Raw genomic sequence first — 16,471 nt, 5'->3', positions numbered from 1 at the left:
TGATGTCAACCGGAAATAGTTTTCATCTACCCCGTTACTCCCGAATCGAAATAAAGCGTTATCTTTGCAAACTGTAAACTTAATCCCTTAATTATGTATACCAACAAACAGATTTGGAGTGTCAGTTACCCGATACTACTCAGCTTGCTGGCGCAAAATGTCATCAACGTCACCGATACGGCATTCCTCGGACACGTGAGTGAAGTAGCCCTTGGAGCTTCGGCCATGGGCGGGTTATTCTATATATGCATATTCACCATTGCATTCGGATTCAGCACCGGTTCGCAGATTGTCATTGCAAGACGCAATGGCGAAGGACGCTATACGGATGTAGGCCCGGTCATGATTCAGGGTGTCATGTTTCTCTTTGCCATGGCACTGATACTGTTCGGATTCACCAAAGCATTCGGCGGCAACATCATGCGGCTGCTCGTCTCTTCAGAATCCATCTACGAAGGAACCATGGAATTCCTGGACTGGCGTATTTACGGATTCTTCTTCTCCTTTATCAACGTCATGTTCCGAGCATTATACATTGGTATCACACGAACCAAAGTACTCACAATCAACGCAGTTGTCATGGCTTTGACAAACGTAGTGCTGGACTATGTATTAATCTTCGGTAAGTTCGGTATGCCCGAAATGGGTATCAAGGGAGCCGCCATCGCATCCGTACTGGCAGAAGCCTCTTCAATACTTTTCTTCCTGGTCTATACATATATCACAGTCGACTTGAAGAAATATGGGCTAAACCGGCTGCGGTCGTTCGACCCCGCATTGCTGATGCGTATTCTCAGCATCTCCTGTTTCACGATGCTGCAATATTTCCTGTCGATGGCCACCTGGTTCGTTTTCTTTGTAGCCGTAGAACGACTGGGGCAACGGGAACTGGCAATCGCCAATATCGTCCGAAGCATCTACGTCGTACTGCTGATTCCGGTCAATGCACTGGCAACCACCACCAACAGCCTTGTAAGCAACGCCATCGGAGCAGGTGGAATCAAGTTCGTGATGCCGCTTATCAATAAAATCGCCCGGTTCTCATTCTTCATCATGCTGGGACTGGTAGCGCTGTCGGCACTGTTTCCACAGTTCCTGTTATCCATTTATACCAGTGAAGCCGCACTTATCACAGAGTCCGTGCCCTCAGTATATGTTATTTGCATCGCCATGCTCATCGCGTCGGTAGCCAATGTCGTCTTCAACGGAATCTCCGGCACGGGAAATACGCAAGCCGCCTTATTGCTCGAAACAATTACAATCATCATCTACGGTTCATACATCATATTCATCGGAATGTGGCTCAAAGCACCAATTGAAATCTGCTTTACGATTGAGATAGTGTACTATACCTTGCTGCTGATAACAAGTTATATTTATCTCAAAAAAGCAAAATGGCAGAATAAAAAGATATAAATACGAGAGATTTTTGTACATTTGCAGGCTCAAATATTAATTAGTAATTAAACAACTATGTTCGATAATTTAAGTGAAAGACTGGAACGGTCATTCAAGATTCTGAAAGGTGAAGGCAAAATCACCGAAATCAACGTGGCGGAGACGCTGAAAGACGTACGCAAGGCACTTCTCGATGCCGACGTAAACTACAAGGTTGCCAAGAATTTCACGGATACGGTGAAAGAGAAGGCACTTGGACAGAACGTACTTACGGCTGTGAAGCCGAGCCAGTTGATGGTGAAGATTGTGCACGACGAACTGACCCAGTTGATGGGTGGAGAGACAGCCGAAATCAATATCGACTCCCGTCCGGCAGTAATCCTGATGTCAGGTTTGCAGGGTTCGGGTAAGACTACCTTCTCCGGTAAGCTGGCACGCATGCTGAAAACCAAGAAGAATCGCAAGCCGTTACTCGTAGCTTGTGACGTTTACCGTCCGGCTGCTATCGAACAGTTGCGTGTACTGGCAGAACAGATTGAAGTTCCGATGTACTGCGAACTGGATAGCAAGAATCCGGTGGAAATCGCACAACACGCTATTCAAGAAGCCAAAGCCAAAGGATATGACCTCGTCATCGTCGATACCGCCGGACGTCTGGCAGTAGACGAACAGATGATGAACGAAATCGCCGCCATCAAGGAAGCCATTAATCCGAACGAAATCCTGTTCGTGGTAGACTCCATGACCGGTCAGGATGCCGTAAACACAGCCAAAGAATTTAACGAACGCCTGGACTTCAATGGTGTAGTACTGACCAAGCTCGACGGTGACACCCGTGGTGGTGCGGCCCTTTCCATCCGTTCGGTAGTCAACAAGCCTATCAAGTTCGTAGGTACGGGAGAAAAACTGGAAGCAATCGACCAGTTCCACCCTGCCCGTATGGCCGACCGTATCCTCGGTATGGGTGACATTGTCTCACTGGTAGAACGTGCTCAGGAACAATATGATGAAGAAGAAGCCAAACGCCTGCAGAAGAAGATTGCCAAGAACCAGTTCGACTTCAACGACTTCCTCAGCCAGATCGCCCAAATCAAGAAGATGGGTAACCTGAAAGACCTCGCTTCCATGATTCCGGGAGTAGGCAAGGCTATCAAGGACATTGATATTGACGACAATGCGTTCAAGAGCATCGAAGCCATCATCTACTCCATGACCCCGGCAGAACGTTCTAACCCGGAAATTCTGAACGGCTCACGCCGCACACGTATCGCCAAAGGTAGCGGAACAACGATTCAAGAAGTAAACCGCTTGCTGAAACAATTCGACCAGACCCGCAAAATGATGAAGATGGTAACCAGCAGCAAAATGGGCAAGATGATGCCGAAAATGAAGAGATAAAAGAAAGAATTATTTCTAAATTCCGAATAGAAAGAGGGAGCCACGGCTTCCTCTTTTTTTGTAAGAGGGTATTGCTTTTCTCTTATTATTTTTGTATCTTTATGGATTTCCAAACCATTCCTTAGTAGTTGTCCCATTGTATAGTGACAATTATCACCATGTATCATGACATTTATCACCTTACAAAGTGACTATTGTCACCTTGCAACATGACCACTACCCGACTGCATAAAAAGTTATAATCCGCTGCACTCAAAATCCTTATTCACTACAGTGAAAATCTTTAATCACTGCAATGAATATTTTAATCATTACGATGAATAGTTCACGCATTACGCAAATCCGATAGAAAGAACCAGGCTAAAAAGACCGCATATATTCTATCAAATCCATAATAATGCTGCCATTTAATTGTAACGATTACAATTTTATAAAGATTTTAGATGTTTATTCGTTTTTATTTTATTACTTTGCAAAAGATTACAAACAGAAACACGAGTATGCGTTATATCTATACGACAGGATATATATTATCGGCAGTTGCCATGCAACTATTCACAGGAAACTTCCCGGTTTCCTTCCTTGCCTTTCCGCTCAACATCATCTTTGCGGCAATATGGCTTTTCATACTATACATATTATATAAGGAATACAAAAATTCAGGTTTTACCCGCTTTCTTTGCTCCCCTCAGACCAGCGCGCTATCCATCGGATTATTTATCGGCGGCTGCTTAGTGATAGGACTTCTCCCACAACTATCAGATACAGCGGCAGAGGCGCGTGAAGGTATTCTTGCCCTGCTAGGATGCTATAACTTTATGACTAGCTGGATATTTATAGCCATACTTCTTTTATTACTAAGTAATCTGGGAATGATTACCATTCACGCTTTTCAACACCGCAAACAAGCACGGTGGCGCTTCATCTTAAACCATACAGGTTTATGGCTCGCCTTATTCGCGGGATTCTTCGGCAGCAGTGATACCCAGACACTACGCATACCTATATATAAAGGTGAACCGGCACGTGAAGCATTCGACATGAACGGCGCGCCGCATTATTTGGACTATGAAATAGCGCTCGACTCTTTTGCCGTAGAATATTACCCGAACGGACGTCCTTCCCGCTTTGCGGCAAATGTACGTTTAGGAAATGAAAAAGCACTACTCGAAGTGAATCACCCGTACGCCTACCGATTGGGAGAAGACGTATATCTCACCGGCTATGACGTAACAAAAGGCAACGACAGTGAATATTGCATCTTGCAAGTAGTAAAACAACCCTGGAAATATGCGATAGTGGCAGGCATCCTGATGATGCTGGCCGGAGCGATTCTATTATTCATTAACGGAGCGAAAAAGTATGATAAACTGGGATAATTTCTATGTATTTGCAGCCATATCCGTCTGCTTATGGCTGGCAGGAGCCGTATTCTCCCTTCGTTCGTCAACGAAGAGCAAGGCGGCAACAGCCTTTACGTCAGCCGGCATTATCATTTTGGGCATCTTCATTGCCGGATTGTGGGTCTTCCTTCAACGCCCGCCTTTGCGCTCCATGGGAGAAACCCGGCTATGGTACTCTTTCTTCATGGGAGTGGCAGGACTGCTTACCTATATAAGATGGAAATACCGTTGGATTCTGTCTTTCTCGACACTGCTCTCCACCGTCTTTATCATCATCAACCTGATGAAACCCGAGATACATGACCAGTCACTGATGCCGGCGCTGCAAAGCATATGGTTCATCCCGCACGTCACGGTATATATGTTTTCCTATTCCGTTCTGGGATGCGCGTTCATCATTGCAGTGACCGGATTATTCCACCACAAGGAAGAATATCTGCACACGGCGGACAACCTCGTCTATGCCGGAGTAGCCTTTCTTTCTATCGGCATGCTACTCGGCTCCCTTTGGGCAAAGGAAGCCTGGGGAAACTACTGGAGCTGGGATCCGAAAGAAACCTGGGCGGTTATCACCTGGATGGGATACCTGCTCTATATACATCTCCGCCTTTTCAAAAAAGCCGGACGGAAAAGCCTGTACGCACTGCTCATCGTCTCCTTCCTCGCCCTGCAAATGTGCTGGTATGGAGTGAACTACTTGCCGGCCGCCCAACAAAGCGTGCACTTATATAATCGTAATAACAACTAATTTAATTCAAATGTGAAATGAAAAAAAGTACAAAACTAATCGTTGCACTGTTGGTGGTAGTGACAGCACTGGCAGTCACCTACCGGCTCATGCACCGGGTTCCTTCCAGTGATCTGGAAGCAAACGCCCAAATGCAGCAAATCATTACGGACGCAGGATGTCTGCGATGCCACACATCGACGCCTGACTTACCGTTTTACGCAAGTATGCCCGTTGCCGGAAAAATCGTGATGGAAGATGTGAGTGAAGCTTACCGTGCTTTCGACATGACCCAAATGGAAAAGGACTTGAAAGAAGGTCGTCCCCTTAATCCGGTAGACCTGGCAAAAGTAGAGAAAGTAATCCTCGACGGAAAAATGCCGCAGGCAAAGTATTATCTCGTACACTGGGGGGCTTCTTTCAATGATGCAAAAAAAGAAGTGGCACTCAGTTGGGTAAAGAACCACCGCATGGGGCTATACACGGACGTAGCAGTCGCTCCTGACTTTACCAACGAACCCGTCCGCCCCATCGCTGACTCTATTGCGGTAGATGTACGCAAGGTCGTTCTCGGAGATTTATTGTACCATGACACCCGTCTGTCAGCCGACAACACCGTATCATGTGCCAGTTGTCACGGATTGGATACCGGTGGTGTAGACAACAAACAATATTCCGAAGGTGTAGGCGGCCAGTTTGGTGGCGTGAACGCTCCGACAGTCTACAACGCAGCCTATAACTTCGTTCAATTCTGGGACGGACGTGCCGGAACTCTTGCCGAACAAGCTGCCGGCCCTCCGTTGAATCCGGTGGAAATGGCTTGCGAATCTTTCGACCAGATTATCGGCAAACTGGCGGAAGACAAGAACTTTGTTTTAGCGTTCAATGAAGTATATCCCGACGGACTTAGTGAAAAGAATATCACAAACGCCATCCAGGAATTTGAAAAGACATTATTAACTCCCAACTCACGTTTCGACCGTTACCTGAAAGGTCAGAAAGACGCTATCACCGCAGATGAAATCGCCGGATACGAGCTTTTCAAGAAATACGATTGCGCCACCTGCCACGTAGGAGAAATCCTGGGCGGACAGTCCTACGAACTGATTGGCGTAAAGCATGATTATTTTGCCGAACGACAGGCAGAAATGACTGAAGAAGACAACGGACGGTTCAAACAAACGCAGACAGAACGCGACCGTCACCGCTTCAAAGTTCCCGGTTTGAGAAACATCGAACTTACCGCTCCTTACTTCCACGACGGCAGTATGGCAACAATGGACGATGCTGTCCGTGCCATGGCCAAGTATCAGTTGGGCATCGACCTGCCACAACAGGAAGTAGACAAAATCGTCGGTTTCCTCCGTACGCTGACAGGCGAATACAAAGGCAAACTACTGACCAATAAGAACATGATTTAAACAATAAGAGAGCGAATTATCTACTAAGAAAGAAGATGCCGGCAACAGCATCTTCTTTTTTATACTCCAATCTTTTTGGACAGTTCAGTTATTTATTTTACTTTTGCCCATCACCAATAAATACTCTGAAAATATGACTCTGATAGACGGAAAAGCCATTTCCGAACAAGTGAAACAAGAGATTGCAGCCGAAGTAGCCGAAATTGTGGCTCGTGGCGGGAAACGTCCGCACCTGGCAGCTATCCTTGTAGGACACGATGGTGGCAGCGAAACGTATGTAGCTGCCAAAGTAAAAGCCTGCGAAGTTTGCGGATTCAAATCTTCACTTATCCGTTACGAAAGTGACGTGACCGAGGAAGAACTGCTTGCGAAAGTACGCGAACTTAACGAAGACAGCGATGTGGACGGCTTCATCGTGCAACTCCCGTTACCGAAACATATCTCCGAACAGAAAGTAATCGAAACCATTGATTACCGTAAAGATGTAGACGGTTTCCACCCGATTAACGTAGGCCGCATGTCCATCGGACTCCCCTGCTATGTATCTGCCACTCCCAACGGTATCCTCGAATTGCTGAAACGCTACGAAATAGAAACTTCGGGCAAGAAATGTGTCGTACTCGGACGCAGTAATATCGTCGGCAAACCGATGGCTGCACTGATGATGCAGAAGGCTTATCCGGGCGATGCCACCGTGACTGTATGCCACAGCCGAAGCAAAGATCTGGTGAAAGAATGTCAGGAAGCCGACATTATTATCGCCGCTTTGGGACAGCCCAACTTCGTGAAAGCCGAAATGGTGAAAGAAGGCGCAGTAGTTATCGACGTAGGTACTACCCGCGTGCCGGACGCAACGAAGAAATCCGGATTCAAACTGACCGGTGACGTGAAGTTTGATGAAGTGGCTCCGAAGTGTTCATTCATCACTCCCGTGCCGGGTGGCGTCGGGCCGATGACGATTGTATCGTTGATGAAAAATACGCTGCTGGCCGGCAAGAAAGCCATTTATCAATGAAACATTCATTGTTTCTGATACTCATATTTCTCTCCCTGTCCTGCTCCTCACGGTCGCAGGCAAGGAGAGATTCTATTAATAATACCTCATCTGATACTCTCTCCGCAGTTGACAGTATTATGCCTGCCGACACATTGCGACTCCTTTTCGTAGGAGATTTGATGCAGCATCAAGGTCAAATCAATGCCGCCCGTACCGCAAAAGGCTATGACTATTCCACCTGTTTCGAATATGTCAAAGAAGAAATAGGCAGAGCGGACTTCGCTATCGCCAATCTGGAAGTTACACTAGGCGGAAAGCCCTATAAAGGGTATCCTGCCTTCAGTGCGCCGGATGAATATCTGACCGCCATTCATGATGCCGGTTTCAATGTCCTCGTAACTGCCAATAATCACAGTCTCGACCGTGGCAGAGCCGGATTGGAACGTACCATCCAGTTAATCGACACACTGAAGATTCCTCATGCCGGAACATATGTCAACGCCGAAGCACGTGAGAAACAATATCCTCTCCTATTGGAGAAGAACGGATTCCGCATCGCCCTGCTCAATTACACGTATGGCACAAACGGCATACCCGTCACCCCTCCCAACATTGTGAATTATATCGACACAATGATTATCGCCAAAGACATCGAAGCGAGCAAAGCCTTGCAACCGGACGCAATCATCGCCTGTATGCATTGGGGGATAGAATATCAATCCTTGCCAAACAAAGAACAGAAGTTCCTGACCGACTGGTTACTCCAAAAAGGTGTCAGCCACATAATCGGCTCGCATCCGCACGTGGTACAACCTATCGAAGTACGCACGGACAGTCTGACAAACGACAAGCATCTCGTCGTCTATTCACTGGGAAATTATATCTCCAATATGTCTGCCCGCCGCACGGATGGCGGACTTATGGTAAGGATGGAATTAGTAAAAGATAGTACCACACGTCTCAATAATTGTGAGTACAGTCTGGTATGGACAGCCCGCCCGATGCAATCCGGGAAAAAAAATCATCAATTACTCCCCGTCAACCTACCGGCTGACTCAATTCCTTTACAAGCACGTAACTCGTTGAAAATCTTCACGAATGACGCGCGAACCCTTTTCAGCAAGCACAATCGGGGAATAAAAGAATATACTTTTTATCAAAAAAAGTAGTAGAATCTTTTGGAGATTAAAAGATAATATCTATCTTTGCACCGCGTTAGAGAAACGCAGACATGGTGGATGTAGTTCAGTTGGTTAGAGCGTCAGATTGTGGTTCTGAATGTCGCCGGTTCGAGTCCGGTCTTCCACCCAACAAAAAAAGAAAAATTATGCAAGCTTCGAGTAGTAATATTCGAGGCTTTTTTCTTATAAAAAGCTTCGAATATCATGACGATATACCACGGTACATATTGCGAAATCATTTTCCCGAAAATAATTGAAGGGAAATATACCAAAGATTTTGGTACAGGATTCTATTGTACTGTCTTAAAAGCACAAGCGGAAAGATGGGCGAAACGCTACGATACTCCTATTGTGTGTACCTATCAATACAAGCCGGATTTATCTCTCCGAATCCTCGAATTTAAAGAAATGACAGAAGAATGGCTGGATTTTATCGTATCTTGCCGTAAAGGAGAAAAGCATAATTATGATATTGTCATAGGCGCTATGGCAGACGATCAAATATATAACTACATCGCTGATTTTATCAATGGGGTTATTACCCGAAAACAATTTTGGGCATTAGCCGAATTTAAACATCCTACCCACCAAATAAACTTTTGCACCGACAAAGCTGTTGAATGTCTAACCTTTATAAAAAGTGAGGAGGTGAACAAATGATAAACGGAAGAGAAAAGACTGAATATAACAATTTATTTTTTGTATGTAGCCTGATAGAATACATAGCACGAAAAACAAAAAATTACCGTCGTGTGATAGTTAATGCAATCGGACAAGACGGATTACAGCACTTATATAATTTGGCTGACATTTATCACAGTGACAATATAGATAAAGTATCGGATGAGCTTATCGAGAAATATCATATTTCAGCTGGGTATTTTGATAATATAGCTCAGGCACAATACGCTATTCCTACTCACTGGGATATTGGAAAAGTATATCAACGACTCATTATTGATGTTTGCCAACATGAGAATAAAACTCCTATTCATGCATTAATAGAAGTATATAATTCATGGATAGCTGATAAAATAGACAATTATAATAGTAGCATGTATTACGAAAATCCGAGTTACCTGTATGCTTCCTATCAGAAGGGAGAAGTATTATAAAATCAAAGATATACGAACCATAAACTAAATCTTTCGGACAAAAGAACACAAGAACAAATATATTCTTTATATTTGTGCAACATTCGTACTCAAAATTATACTATAATATGGGAAACAACAAGAAACTAACCCGTTCTGCTAACCGGATGATTGCAGGAGTATGCGCCGGAATTGCAGAGTATTTCGGCTGGGATCCGACTTTATTGAGAATAGTATATATATTAGCTACATTCTTTACGGCTTTCGCTGGAGTAATCATCTATATCATTCTATGGATTATCATGCCGTCCAAAATGCCGTCAGACGGATATGAAGAACGTATGAATAACAGATTACATTAAAACAAGAGCCCCATTCGATTAGTTATTGTTTGGCATAAACTCGAATGGGGCTCTATTCTATATGGATTCTTTAAAAGACTAATACAATTCAAGTCCGAATTCCTCTTTCAGTTGCATCAAAGCCTGGTTCTTCTGTGCCATCATCTGGAACTTCTCTACACGTCCTACCGGACGTATATTTTCCGCCGCTTCACTAACCCGCACTTTCATCGCTACCTGACTATTCCTTAACCGGCCGCGAAGATACTCCTGCAATTCGGGAATCAGGGCGGTAAAGTCTTTCGCTGCCATCTCATTATCCACTACAACTTCAAAAGTCGTCGAGTTCTTGAACAGTGTCGGACGAAGCATCTGCATACGCTTCATCAGCGCATCCTGCTCTTTAGGCAATTGCGCCGCATATTCCTGCCAGTAATAGTTCAAGTCACGGTCATTGAATATCAAATCCTCTTCCGGCTGCATCTGCACTTTGGGAGCAGTGGCCGTAGCCGTATTCTGAGTCTCCTGCCCACGCTGCGGATTCTTGATGGACACGCCCAGACTGGACATCTTCATCACCGGAACTTTCCGTTGCTCTTCCCTCACTACCTGAGGAGCTCCCGCCCCCTGTGAAGGAGCAGAAGAAGTCGCATTCGGATAAGACGATGCAGGCTGTGCCGCCGCAGATGTCTGCGGTTGACGGACAGCAGTAACATTACCAGCAACTTGCGTTGAAGTAGTTGACGACGGAGACGAATGAACAGGATTCTGCTGAGCTGAGGTTGCAGAAGCGACCTGCGACTGCTGAGCTGCGGCAGGCTGAGTGAACACGGGTTTTATAGTCTTCTTAGGGCTACGCCCACCACTACCGTCATCCCCCTCGGTGGTAAGCTGTGCAACCTGTATCAAGGTCAGTTCTACCAGCAAACGCTTGTTCTTGCTGATGCGGTAATTCAAATCACATTCATTACAGAGCTTCATCGCCCGATACAGGAAAGGCAACGGACATTTCTGCGCCTGCTCCTGATAACGTTGGCGTATGCTCGCTCCTACTTCCAGCAAAGGCAAGGTCACCGCATCTTTGGCCACCAGTAAGTCACGGAAATGAGAGGACAAGCCGGTTATAAAGTGGCTTCCGTCAAAGCCTTTATTTAATATATCATTGAAAAGCAGCAACGCATCGCTTACCTTATTCTCAAGAAAGCAATCCGTCAGACGGAAATAATATTCGTAATCAAGTACATTCAGATTATCAATCACGCTCTTATACGTGATGTTTCCACCCGTAAAACTCACTACCTGGTCGAAGATAGACAGGGCATCACGCATACCACCGTCCGCTTTCAGCGCTATCACATTCAATGCTTCCGGTTCTGCGGTGATGGCTTCTTTCGAAGCGACATATGACAAATGATTCACCGTATCTTCCACACTAATCCGGTTGAAGTCGTAAATCTGGCAACGGGAAAGGATGGTGGGAAGAATCTTATGCTTCTCTGTTGTAGCCAAAATAAAGATAGCATGACGGGGCGGTTCTTCCAACGTTTTCAAGAATGCGTTGAAAGCAGATGCGGAGAGCATATGTACCTCGTCGATGATATATACTTTATACTTGCCGATCTGGGGCGGAATGCGTACCTGTTCCACCAACTGGCGGATGTCGTCTACCGAGTTATTGGATGCGGCATCAAGTTCGTGGATATTGTACGAACGCTGTTCGTTGAACGCCACGCAAGATTCGCATTGATTGCAAGCCTCGCCATCGGCGGTGGGCGTCATACAGTTAATCGTTTTGGCAAAGATACGCGCGCAAGTAGTCTTTCCTACCCCACGCGGCCCGCAGAACAAATAAGCATGAGCGAGTTTTTGAGTGGCAATCGCATTTTTCAGCGTAGTGGTCAGTGCCCGCTGACCTACCACTGACTCGAACGTGGATGGTCGGTACTTACGAGCTGATACAATATAGTTTTCCATATCCGGGATTCTCTCTGTTTTTTGCTTTTGCTGCAAATGTACACAAAAAAGTGATAAGTAATAAGGGATAGAGAGAGAAGTTTTGAAGCCGAAGCGATAAGTTTTTAAGTTATTAGTTTTATCTTTGCGGATATTAATGCGAATATTAATAAGGAGAAGTTATGGGTAAACTAATCAGTATTTGGAATTTCATATGCAGACGCAAGTATCTTATTACGGTCGTTGCATTTGCTGTCATCATAGGTTTTCTGGACGAGAACAGTTTGGTTCGCCGTTTCGGATATGAGCGTGAAATCAGTCAATTGAAAGAAGAAATAGAAAAGTACCGGGCGGATTATGAAGAGAACACAAAACGTCTCAATGAAATAAGCACCAATCCGGATGCCATCGAGCAGATTGCCCGTGAGAAGTATCTGATGAAGAAACCCAACGAAGATATTTACGTTTTTGAAGAATAAAGAATGAAACAATTAGTACCCGCCCTTTTCGTCGTCGGAGCTGCCATGGCTCTTGCCGGAGCTGCTGTATTTATCACCGGATGGATATATGCTCCCTATATCTACACTATCGGAGCCGGATTCATCGCATTGGCACAGGTGAACACACCCGTCAAAGGGAAAAGCAAAACACTGAAACGCCTGCGCGTCCAGCAGATATTCGGAGCATTAGCCCTCATACTGACCGGGGCTTTCATGTTCACTACACGTGGCAATGAGTGGATTGCCTGTCTTACCATTGCCGCCATACTCGAACTTTATACCGCCTTCCGTATCCCGCAGGAAGAAGAAAAGGAAAGGGCATAAAAAAAGCCCGCTCATAGCTTCACAGTCTTGAACAGGCACCAACACAAACAAAATTTTAAAATTCATGTTCCGTCCTTTCTCACAAAGCACGGAACATATCAATTATTATTATTTACAAATTTTATTTCTTTACCGGAGAATATCTTGCATTCAACCCGTCTACAATTTCTTTTGTAATGTTGAATGTGCTGTCAGCATAAAGCAGATTATCGAAACCTGTGTTGCTGAAGATTAAGCTATATCCGTGAGTCTTGTTATACTCCTTCAGGAAAGCATTGATAGAATCGCGGAACTGCAAGCTATTCTTGTTATTTTCTTCCATCAGACCATTCTGAAGTTTGTTGCTCAATTCCTGCAGGTCTTGTTCCAACTTCACCAGACGGTTGTATTCCTGCTGAGCTCTGTCTTGTGACAAGAACGCGTTATTCTCAACTTTCTTCTGGAAGTCTTGTTTTTCCTTATTCAGAGCGTTAGCCTTTTGGTTCAACGTCATGCGTACGTTTTCGCTCTTCTTTACCATTGCCTCATTCAAGTCAATACAGAAGTTGTATTTAGCAAGCAGCGAATCAATTTCAACATAGGCGATTTTCATTCCTGACAATTCGGCGTTAGACTGAGACGGAGCAGTAGTAGTTTGATTATCAGCTTTGCCGGCACATTGTGAAAATAAAACGATAAACGCAAGAGCAGCCAAACCATTCATGAGGTAGTTCATTCTATTCATAATCTATAAGTATTGTTTTTAAATAATTTAATTCATACTATCGTTCAAGGCTTTTTCCAACTCATCAATAGAAAAACGTGGTTTCTTTTGTGCTTCCCTATCCTGGGACTGCACACATCCGATACCTTTCTTACGCAACGTTTTGTTTCCGCTCACGTGACCATTAGGGAACTTCCCACCCTTCGTAAAGAATACTTTCACCCCTAATAATGCCAGGGAAATAGCAACTATTAACAAAGTTATCAGTATAGTCTCAACCATTTCTATTAATTTTGTGAGTGCAAAGATAGGCTTTAATGAGATATGAGTTCAGATAAGTCAATCAAATTAACCATATTTAGCAATAGAAGCGGACAAAACCACCCTTCTATTCCTTATTATAAAAAGAAAATAGCATGGAAAAAAAAGACTTAAAGCCGGCTGGCGTATTCAAGTATTTCGAAGAAATCTGCCAAGTGCCGCGCCCTTCAAAGAAGGAAGAGAAAATGATTGCCTATCTGAAGGCATTCGGAGCTAAACATAATCTTGAAACCAAGGTGGACGAAGCCGGCAACGTACTGATTAAAAAGCCTGCTACTCCGGGTAAAGAGAATCTGCAAACCGTCGTACTGCAATCGCATATCGACATGGTATGCGAAAAGAACAACGATGTTCAACACGACTTCCTCACCGACCCCATCGAAACTGAAATAGACGGAGAATGGCTGAAAGCCAAAGGAACGACTCTCGGAGCGGACAACGGTATCGGTGTGGCTACCGAGCTGGCGATTCTTGCTGATGACAGCATCGAGCACGGCCCGTTGGAATGTCTGTTTACCGTGGATGAGGAAACGGGACTGACGGGTGCTTTTGCCTTGAAAGAGGGTTTCATGAGCGGTGATATTCTCCTGAACCTCGATTCTGAGGACGAAGGGGAAATCTTTATCGGATGTGCTGGTGGCATTGATTCCGTGGCACAGTTTACCTATAAGGAGATAGAGGTTCCTGCCGGATATTTCTTCTTCAAGGTGGAAGTGAAAGGATTGAAAGGCGGTCACTCCGGTGGTGATATCCACTTGGGACGGGGGAACGCGAACAAGATTCTGAATCGTTTCCTCACCCGTATAGCTGATAATCATGACTTGTATCTTTGTGAAATCAACGGCGGTAATCTACGTAACGCCATCCCTCGTGAAGCGTATGCTGTCTGCGCAGTGCCCGAAGACGCGAAACACGATATTCGTACCGAGCTGAATATCTTTGCCAGTGAAATGGAAGATGAATTGTCCGTCGTAGAACCGGACTTGAAACTGGTTCTTGAATCGGAAACTCCCCGCAAGACTGCTGTCGACCAGAATACAACCGACCGTCTGCTGAAGGCTCTGTATGCCGCTCCTCATGGTGTATATGCTATGAGTCAGGATATTCCGGGACTGGTGGAAACGTCTACAAACCTTGCATCCGTGAAAATGAAACCGGAGAATGTTATCCGCATCGAAACCAGCCAGCGCAGTTCCATTTTGTCTGCCCGCAATGATATGGCGAATACCGTACGTGCCGTATTCCGGTTGGCAGGAGCGGATGTAACCTTTGGTGAAGGTTATCCGGGATGGAAACCGAATCCACATTCGGCTATCCTCGAAGTGGCTGCCGAATCTTACAAGCGTTTATTCGGTGTGGACGCCAAAGTGAAAGCTATCCATGCAGGACTGGAATGCGGCTTGTTCCTTGATAAATATCCGGCATTGGATATGATTTCTTTCGGCCCGACCCTGACTGGTGTACACTCTCCCGATGAACGGATGCTCATTCCTACTGTAGATAAGTTCTGGAAGCACTTACTGGATATTCTGGTACATGTTCCTGCCAAGAAATAACAGACAGACAAGTCAACGAATCAAGAGTTATGGTAATAGCGAAAAAAGAGTAGCTATTACCATACTCTTTTTTGTTATGGGCTTATTGGGCATCAGCTTTCTTACTCCTTCTTATATTATAGCACAAGATCTTCATTACAAGCAAGATTCTCTCTCCCAAGAAAAAGTCCCTTTTCGCATCGTAAGCTGGAATATAGAAAACCTGTTCGACACTCATCACGACAGCCTGAAGAATGACCGCGAATTTCTTCCTGACGCAATGCGCCACTGGAATTACAGTAGATACAAAAAGAAGCTGGCTGATATTGCACGTGTCATCACGGCAGTCGGTGAATGGAATCCGCCCGTCCTCGTAGGTCTTTGTGAAGTAGAAAATGATACGGTACTGCGTGACCTCACCCGCCGCTCTCCTTTAAAAGAACTTGGTTACCGTTATGTCATGACGAGCTCTCCCGATTTAAGAGGTATTGACGTAGCTCTGCTTTATCAACGGGATTTATTCAAATTATTATCTTCCCGTTCTATCTCCATTCCTCCTTTCAACCAACATCGTCCGACAAGAGATTTATTGCACATCAGCGGTTTATTACTGACAGGAGATACGCTGGATGTATTTGTCTGTCATCTCCCAAGTCGTTCGGGCGGAGCGAAAGAGTCCGAACCTTACCGGCTTCATGCTGCTCAAATTCTACGAACGGAAGCGGATAGTATTCTGTACAAACGGCTTCATCCACAAGTTATCATCATGGGAGATTTTAATGACTATCCGACTAATAAATCTATTCAGGAAGTACTGGAAGCGGAAGCACCATCCCCTACCTTATCTCCATTGAAACTCTATCATCTACTCGCTCGAAAAGCCAAATCCAAAGATTTCGGTTCTTATAAATATCGAGGCGAATGGGGATTGCTCGACCACTTGATTGTATCCGGTGCTTTGTTGAATCAATCCGGTAAGTTCTTCACCAGTGAGGAAAAAGCAAATGTCTGCCTGCTCCCCTTTTTACTAATTGAGGATAAGAAATACGGTGGTAGAGAGCCTTTCCGCACTTATAAGGGGATGAAGTATCAAGGCGGCATCAGCGACCATTTGCCTATTTACACTGATTTCGAACTGATTTTATATTAACTGGAACTAAAAATAATTTAAATTA

Annotated in this window: 17 protein-coding genes and 1 tRNA gene; 15 read left to right on the top strand and 3 right to left on the bottom strand. The window is 45.0% G+C overall.

What is annotated here, in order from left to right; all coding sequences use genetic code 11:
* The first annotated feature begins 93 nt into the window (after nt 1–93).
* From AB5443_RS09010 to AB5443_RS08960, 11 genes are all read left to right on the top strand, one after another.
* Nucleotides 94–1,416 (top strand): MATE family efflux transporter, encoded by a 1,323-nt coding sequence (locus tag AB5443_RS09010; protein ID WP_022136771.1) that lies wholly within the window; start codon nt 94–96, stop codon nt 1,414–1,416.
* A 57-nt stretch (nt 1,417–1,473) separates the two neighbouring features.
* Nucleotides 1,474–2,796 carry a signal recognition particle protein gene (gene ffh / locus AB5443_RS09005; RefSeq protein ID WP_022136770.1) on the top strand — a complete coding sequence of 441 codons (1,323 nt, stop codon included), beginning with the start codon at nt 1,474–1,476 and terminating at the stop codon, nt 2,794–2,796.
* A gap of 500 nt (nt 2,797–3,296) precedes the next feature.
* Nucleotides 3,297–4,175, top strand: a complete 879-nt coding sequence (locus AB5443_RS09000; protein ID WP_167966509.1) for a cytochrome c biogenesis protein ResB — start codon at nt 3,297–3,299, stop codon at nt 4,173–4,175.
* The gene (gene ccsA / locus AB5443_RS08995) at nt 4,159–4,947 is read left to right on the top strand and encodes a cytochrome c biogenesis protein (RefSeq protein ID WP_277135502.1); all 789 of its coding nucleotides are present in this window, start codon (nt 4,159–4,161) and stop codon (nt 4,945–4,947) included. The genes AB5443_RS09000 and ccsA overlap by 17 nt, the downstream gene beginning before the upstream one ends.
* Before the next feature lie 17 nt (nt 4,948–4,964).
* On the top strand, nt 4,965–6,347 hold the full coding sequence (locus tag AB5443_RS08990) for a cytochrome c peroxidase (protein ID WP_044653847.1): 1,383 nt from the start codon (nt 4,965–4,967) through the stop codon (nt 6,345–6,347).
* A 133-nt stretch (nt 6,348–6,480) separates the two neighbouring features.
* On the top strand, nt 6,481–7,362 hold the full coding sequence (folD, locus tag AB5443_RS08985) for a bifunctional methylenetetrahydrofolate dehydrogenase/methenyltetrahydrofolate cyclohydrolase FolD (protein ID WP_022136766.1): 882 nt from the start codon (nt 6,481–6,483) through the stop codon (nt 7,360–7,362).
* The gene (locus AB5443_RS08980) at nt 7,359–8,513 is read left to right on the top strand and encodes a CapA family protein (RefSeq protein ID WP_277135503.1); all 1,155 of its coding nucleotides are present in this window, start codon (nt 7,359–7,361) and stop codon (nt 8,511–8,513) included. Before folD ends, AB5443_RS08980 begins: the two co-directional genes overlap by 4 nt.
* Before the next feature lie 64 nt (nt 8,514–8,577).
* Nucleotides 8,578–8,653 (top strand) — tRNA-His (locus tag AB5443_RS08975).
* Between the two features lie 76 nt (nt 8,654–8,729).
* Nucleotides 8,730–9,185, top strand: coding sequence for a DUF3990 domain-containing protein (locus AB5443_RS08970; protein WP_368114511.1), 456 nt, complete (start codon nt 8,730–8,732; stop codon nt 9,183–9,185).
* The gene (locus tag AB5443_RS08965; protein WP_368114512.1) at nt 9,182–9,640 is read left to right on the top strand and encodes a hypothetical protein; all 459 of its coding nucleotides are present in this window, start codon (nt 9,182–9,184) and stop codon (nt 9,638–9,640) included. The genes AB5443_RS08970 and AB5443_RS08965 overlap by 4 nt, the downstream gene beginning before the upstream one ends.
* Before the next feature lie 107 nt (nt 9,641–9,747).
* Complete coding sequence (locus tag AB5443_RS08960; protein ID WP_073343429.1) at nt 9,748–9,981, top strand: PspC domain-containing protein; 234 nt, start codon at nt 9,748–9,750, stop codon at nt 9,979–9,981.
* Nucleotides 9,982–10,059: 78 nt separating this feature from the next.
* Here AB5443_RS08960 and AB5443_RS08955 read toward each other — a convergent pair whose 3' ends face one another.
* Nucleotides 10,060–11,934 (bottom strand): DNA polymerase III subunit gamma/tau, encoded by a 1,875-nt coding sequence (locus AB5443_RS08955; protein WP_368114513.1) that lies wholly within the window; start codon nt 11,932–11,934, stop codon nt 10,060–10,062.
* A gap of 161 nt (nt 11,935–12,095) precedes the next feature.
* Between AB5443_RS08955 and AB5443_RS08950 the strand changes: the two genes are divergently transcribed.
* Both AB5443_RS08950 and AB5443_RS08945 read left to right on the top strand, forming a co-directional pair.
* Nucleotides 12,096–12,392, top strand: coding sequence for a septum formation initiator family protein (locus tag AB5443_RS08950; RefSeq protein ID WP_044653844.1), 297 nt, complete (start codon nt 12,096–12,098; stop codon nt 12,390–12,392).
* A gap of 3 nt (nt 12,393–12,395) precedes the next feature.
* Entirely contained in the window at nt 12,396–12,737 is a 342-nt protein-coding gene (locus AB5443_RS08945) for a hypothetical protein (protein ID WP_044653843.1), read from the top strand.
* Nucleotides 12,738–12,858: 121 nt separating this feature from the next.
* On the opposite strand, the gene AB5443_RS08940 is transcribed toward AB5443_RS08945, so the two are convergent.
* Both AB5443_RS08940 and AB5443_RS08935 read right to left on the bottom strand, forming a co-directional pair.
* Entirely contained in the window at nt 12,859–13,461 is a 603-nt protein-coding gene (locus AB5443_RS08940; protein WP_022136760.1) for an OmpH family outer membrane protein, read from the bottom strand.
* Between the two features lie 27 nt (nt 13,462–13,488).
* The gene (locus tag AB5443_RS08935; protein WP_022136759.1) at nt 13,489–13,722 is read right to left on the bottom strand and encodes a hypothetical protein; all 234 of its coding nucleotides are present in this window, start codon (nt 13,720–13,722) and stop codon (nt 13,489–13,491) included.
* Between the two features lie 134 nt (nt 13,723–13,856).
* Here AB5443_RS08935 and AB5443_RS08930 point away from each other — a divergent pair, with 134 nt between their 5' ends.
* Entirely contained in the window at nt 13,857–15,317 is a 1,461-nt protein-coding gene (locus tag AB5443_RS08930; protein ID WP_044653842.1) for an aminoacyl-histidine dipeptidase, read from the top strand.
* On the top strand, nt 15,298–16,446 hold the full coding sequence (locus AB5443_RS08925; RefSeq protein ID WP_368114514.1) for an endonuclease/exonuclease/phosphatase family protein: 1,149 nt from the start codon (nt 15,298–15,300) through the stop codon (nt 16,444–16,446). The genes AB5443_RS08930 and AB5443_RS08925 overlap by 20 nt, the downstream gene beginning before the upstream one ends.
* Nucleotides 16,447–16,471: the final 25 nt, after the last annotated feature.

Source organism: Bacteroides sp. RTP21281st1_H5_RTP21281_210402 (genome assembly GCF_040918965.1).
GTDB lineage: Bacteria > Bacteroidota > Bacteroidia > Bacteroidales > Bacteroidaceae > Bacteroides > Bacteroides congonensis.
The sequence above is the reverse complement of the archived record's forward strand: the minus strand, read 5'-3'. Positions and strand labels throughout refer to the sequence as shown.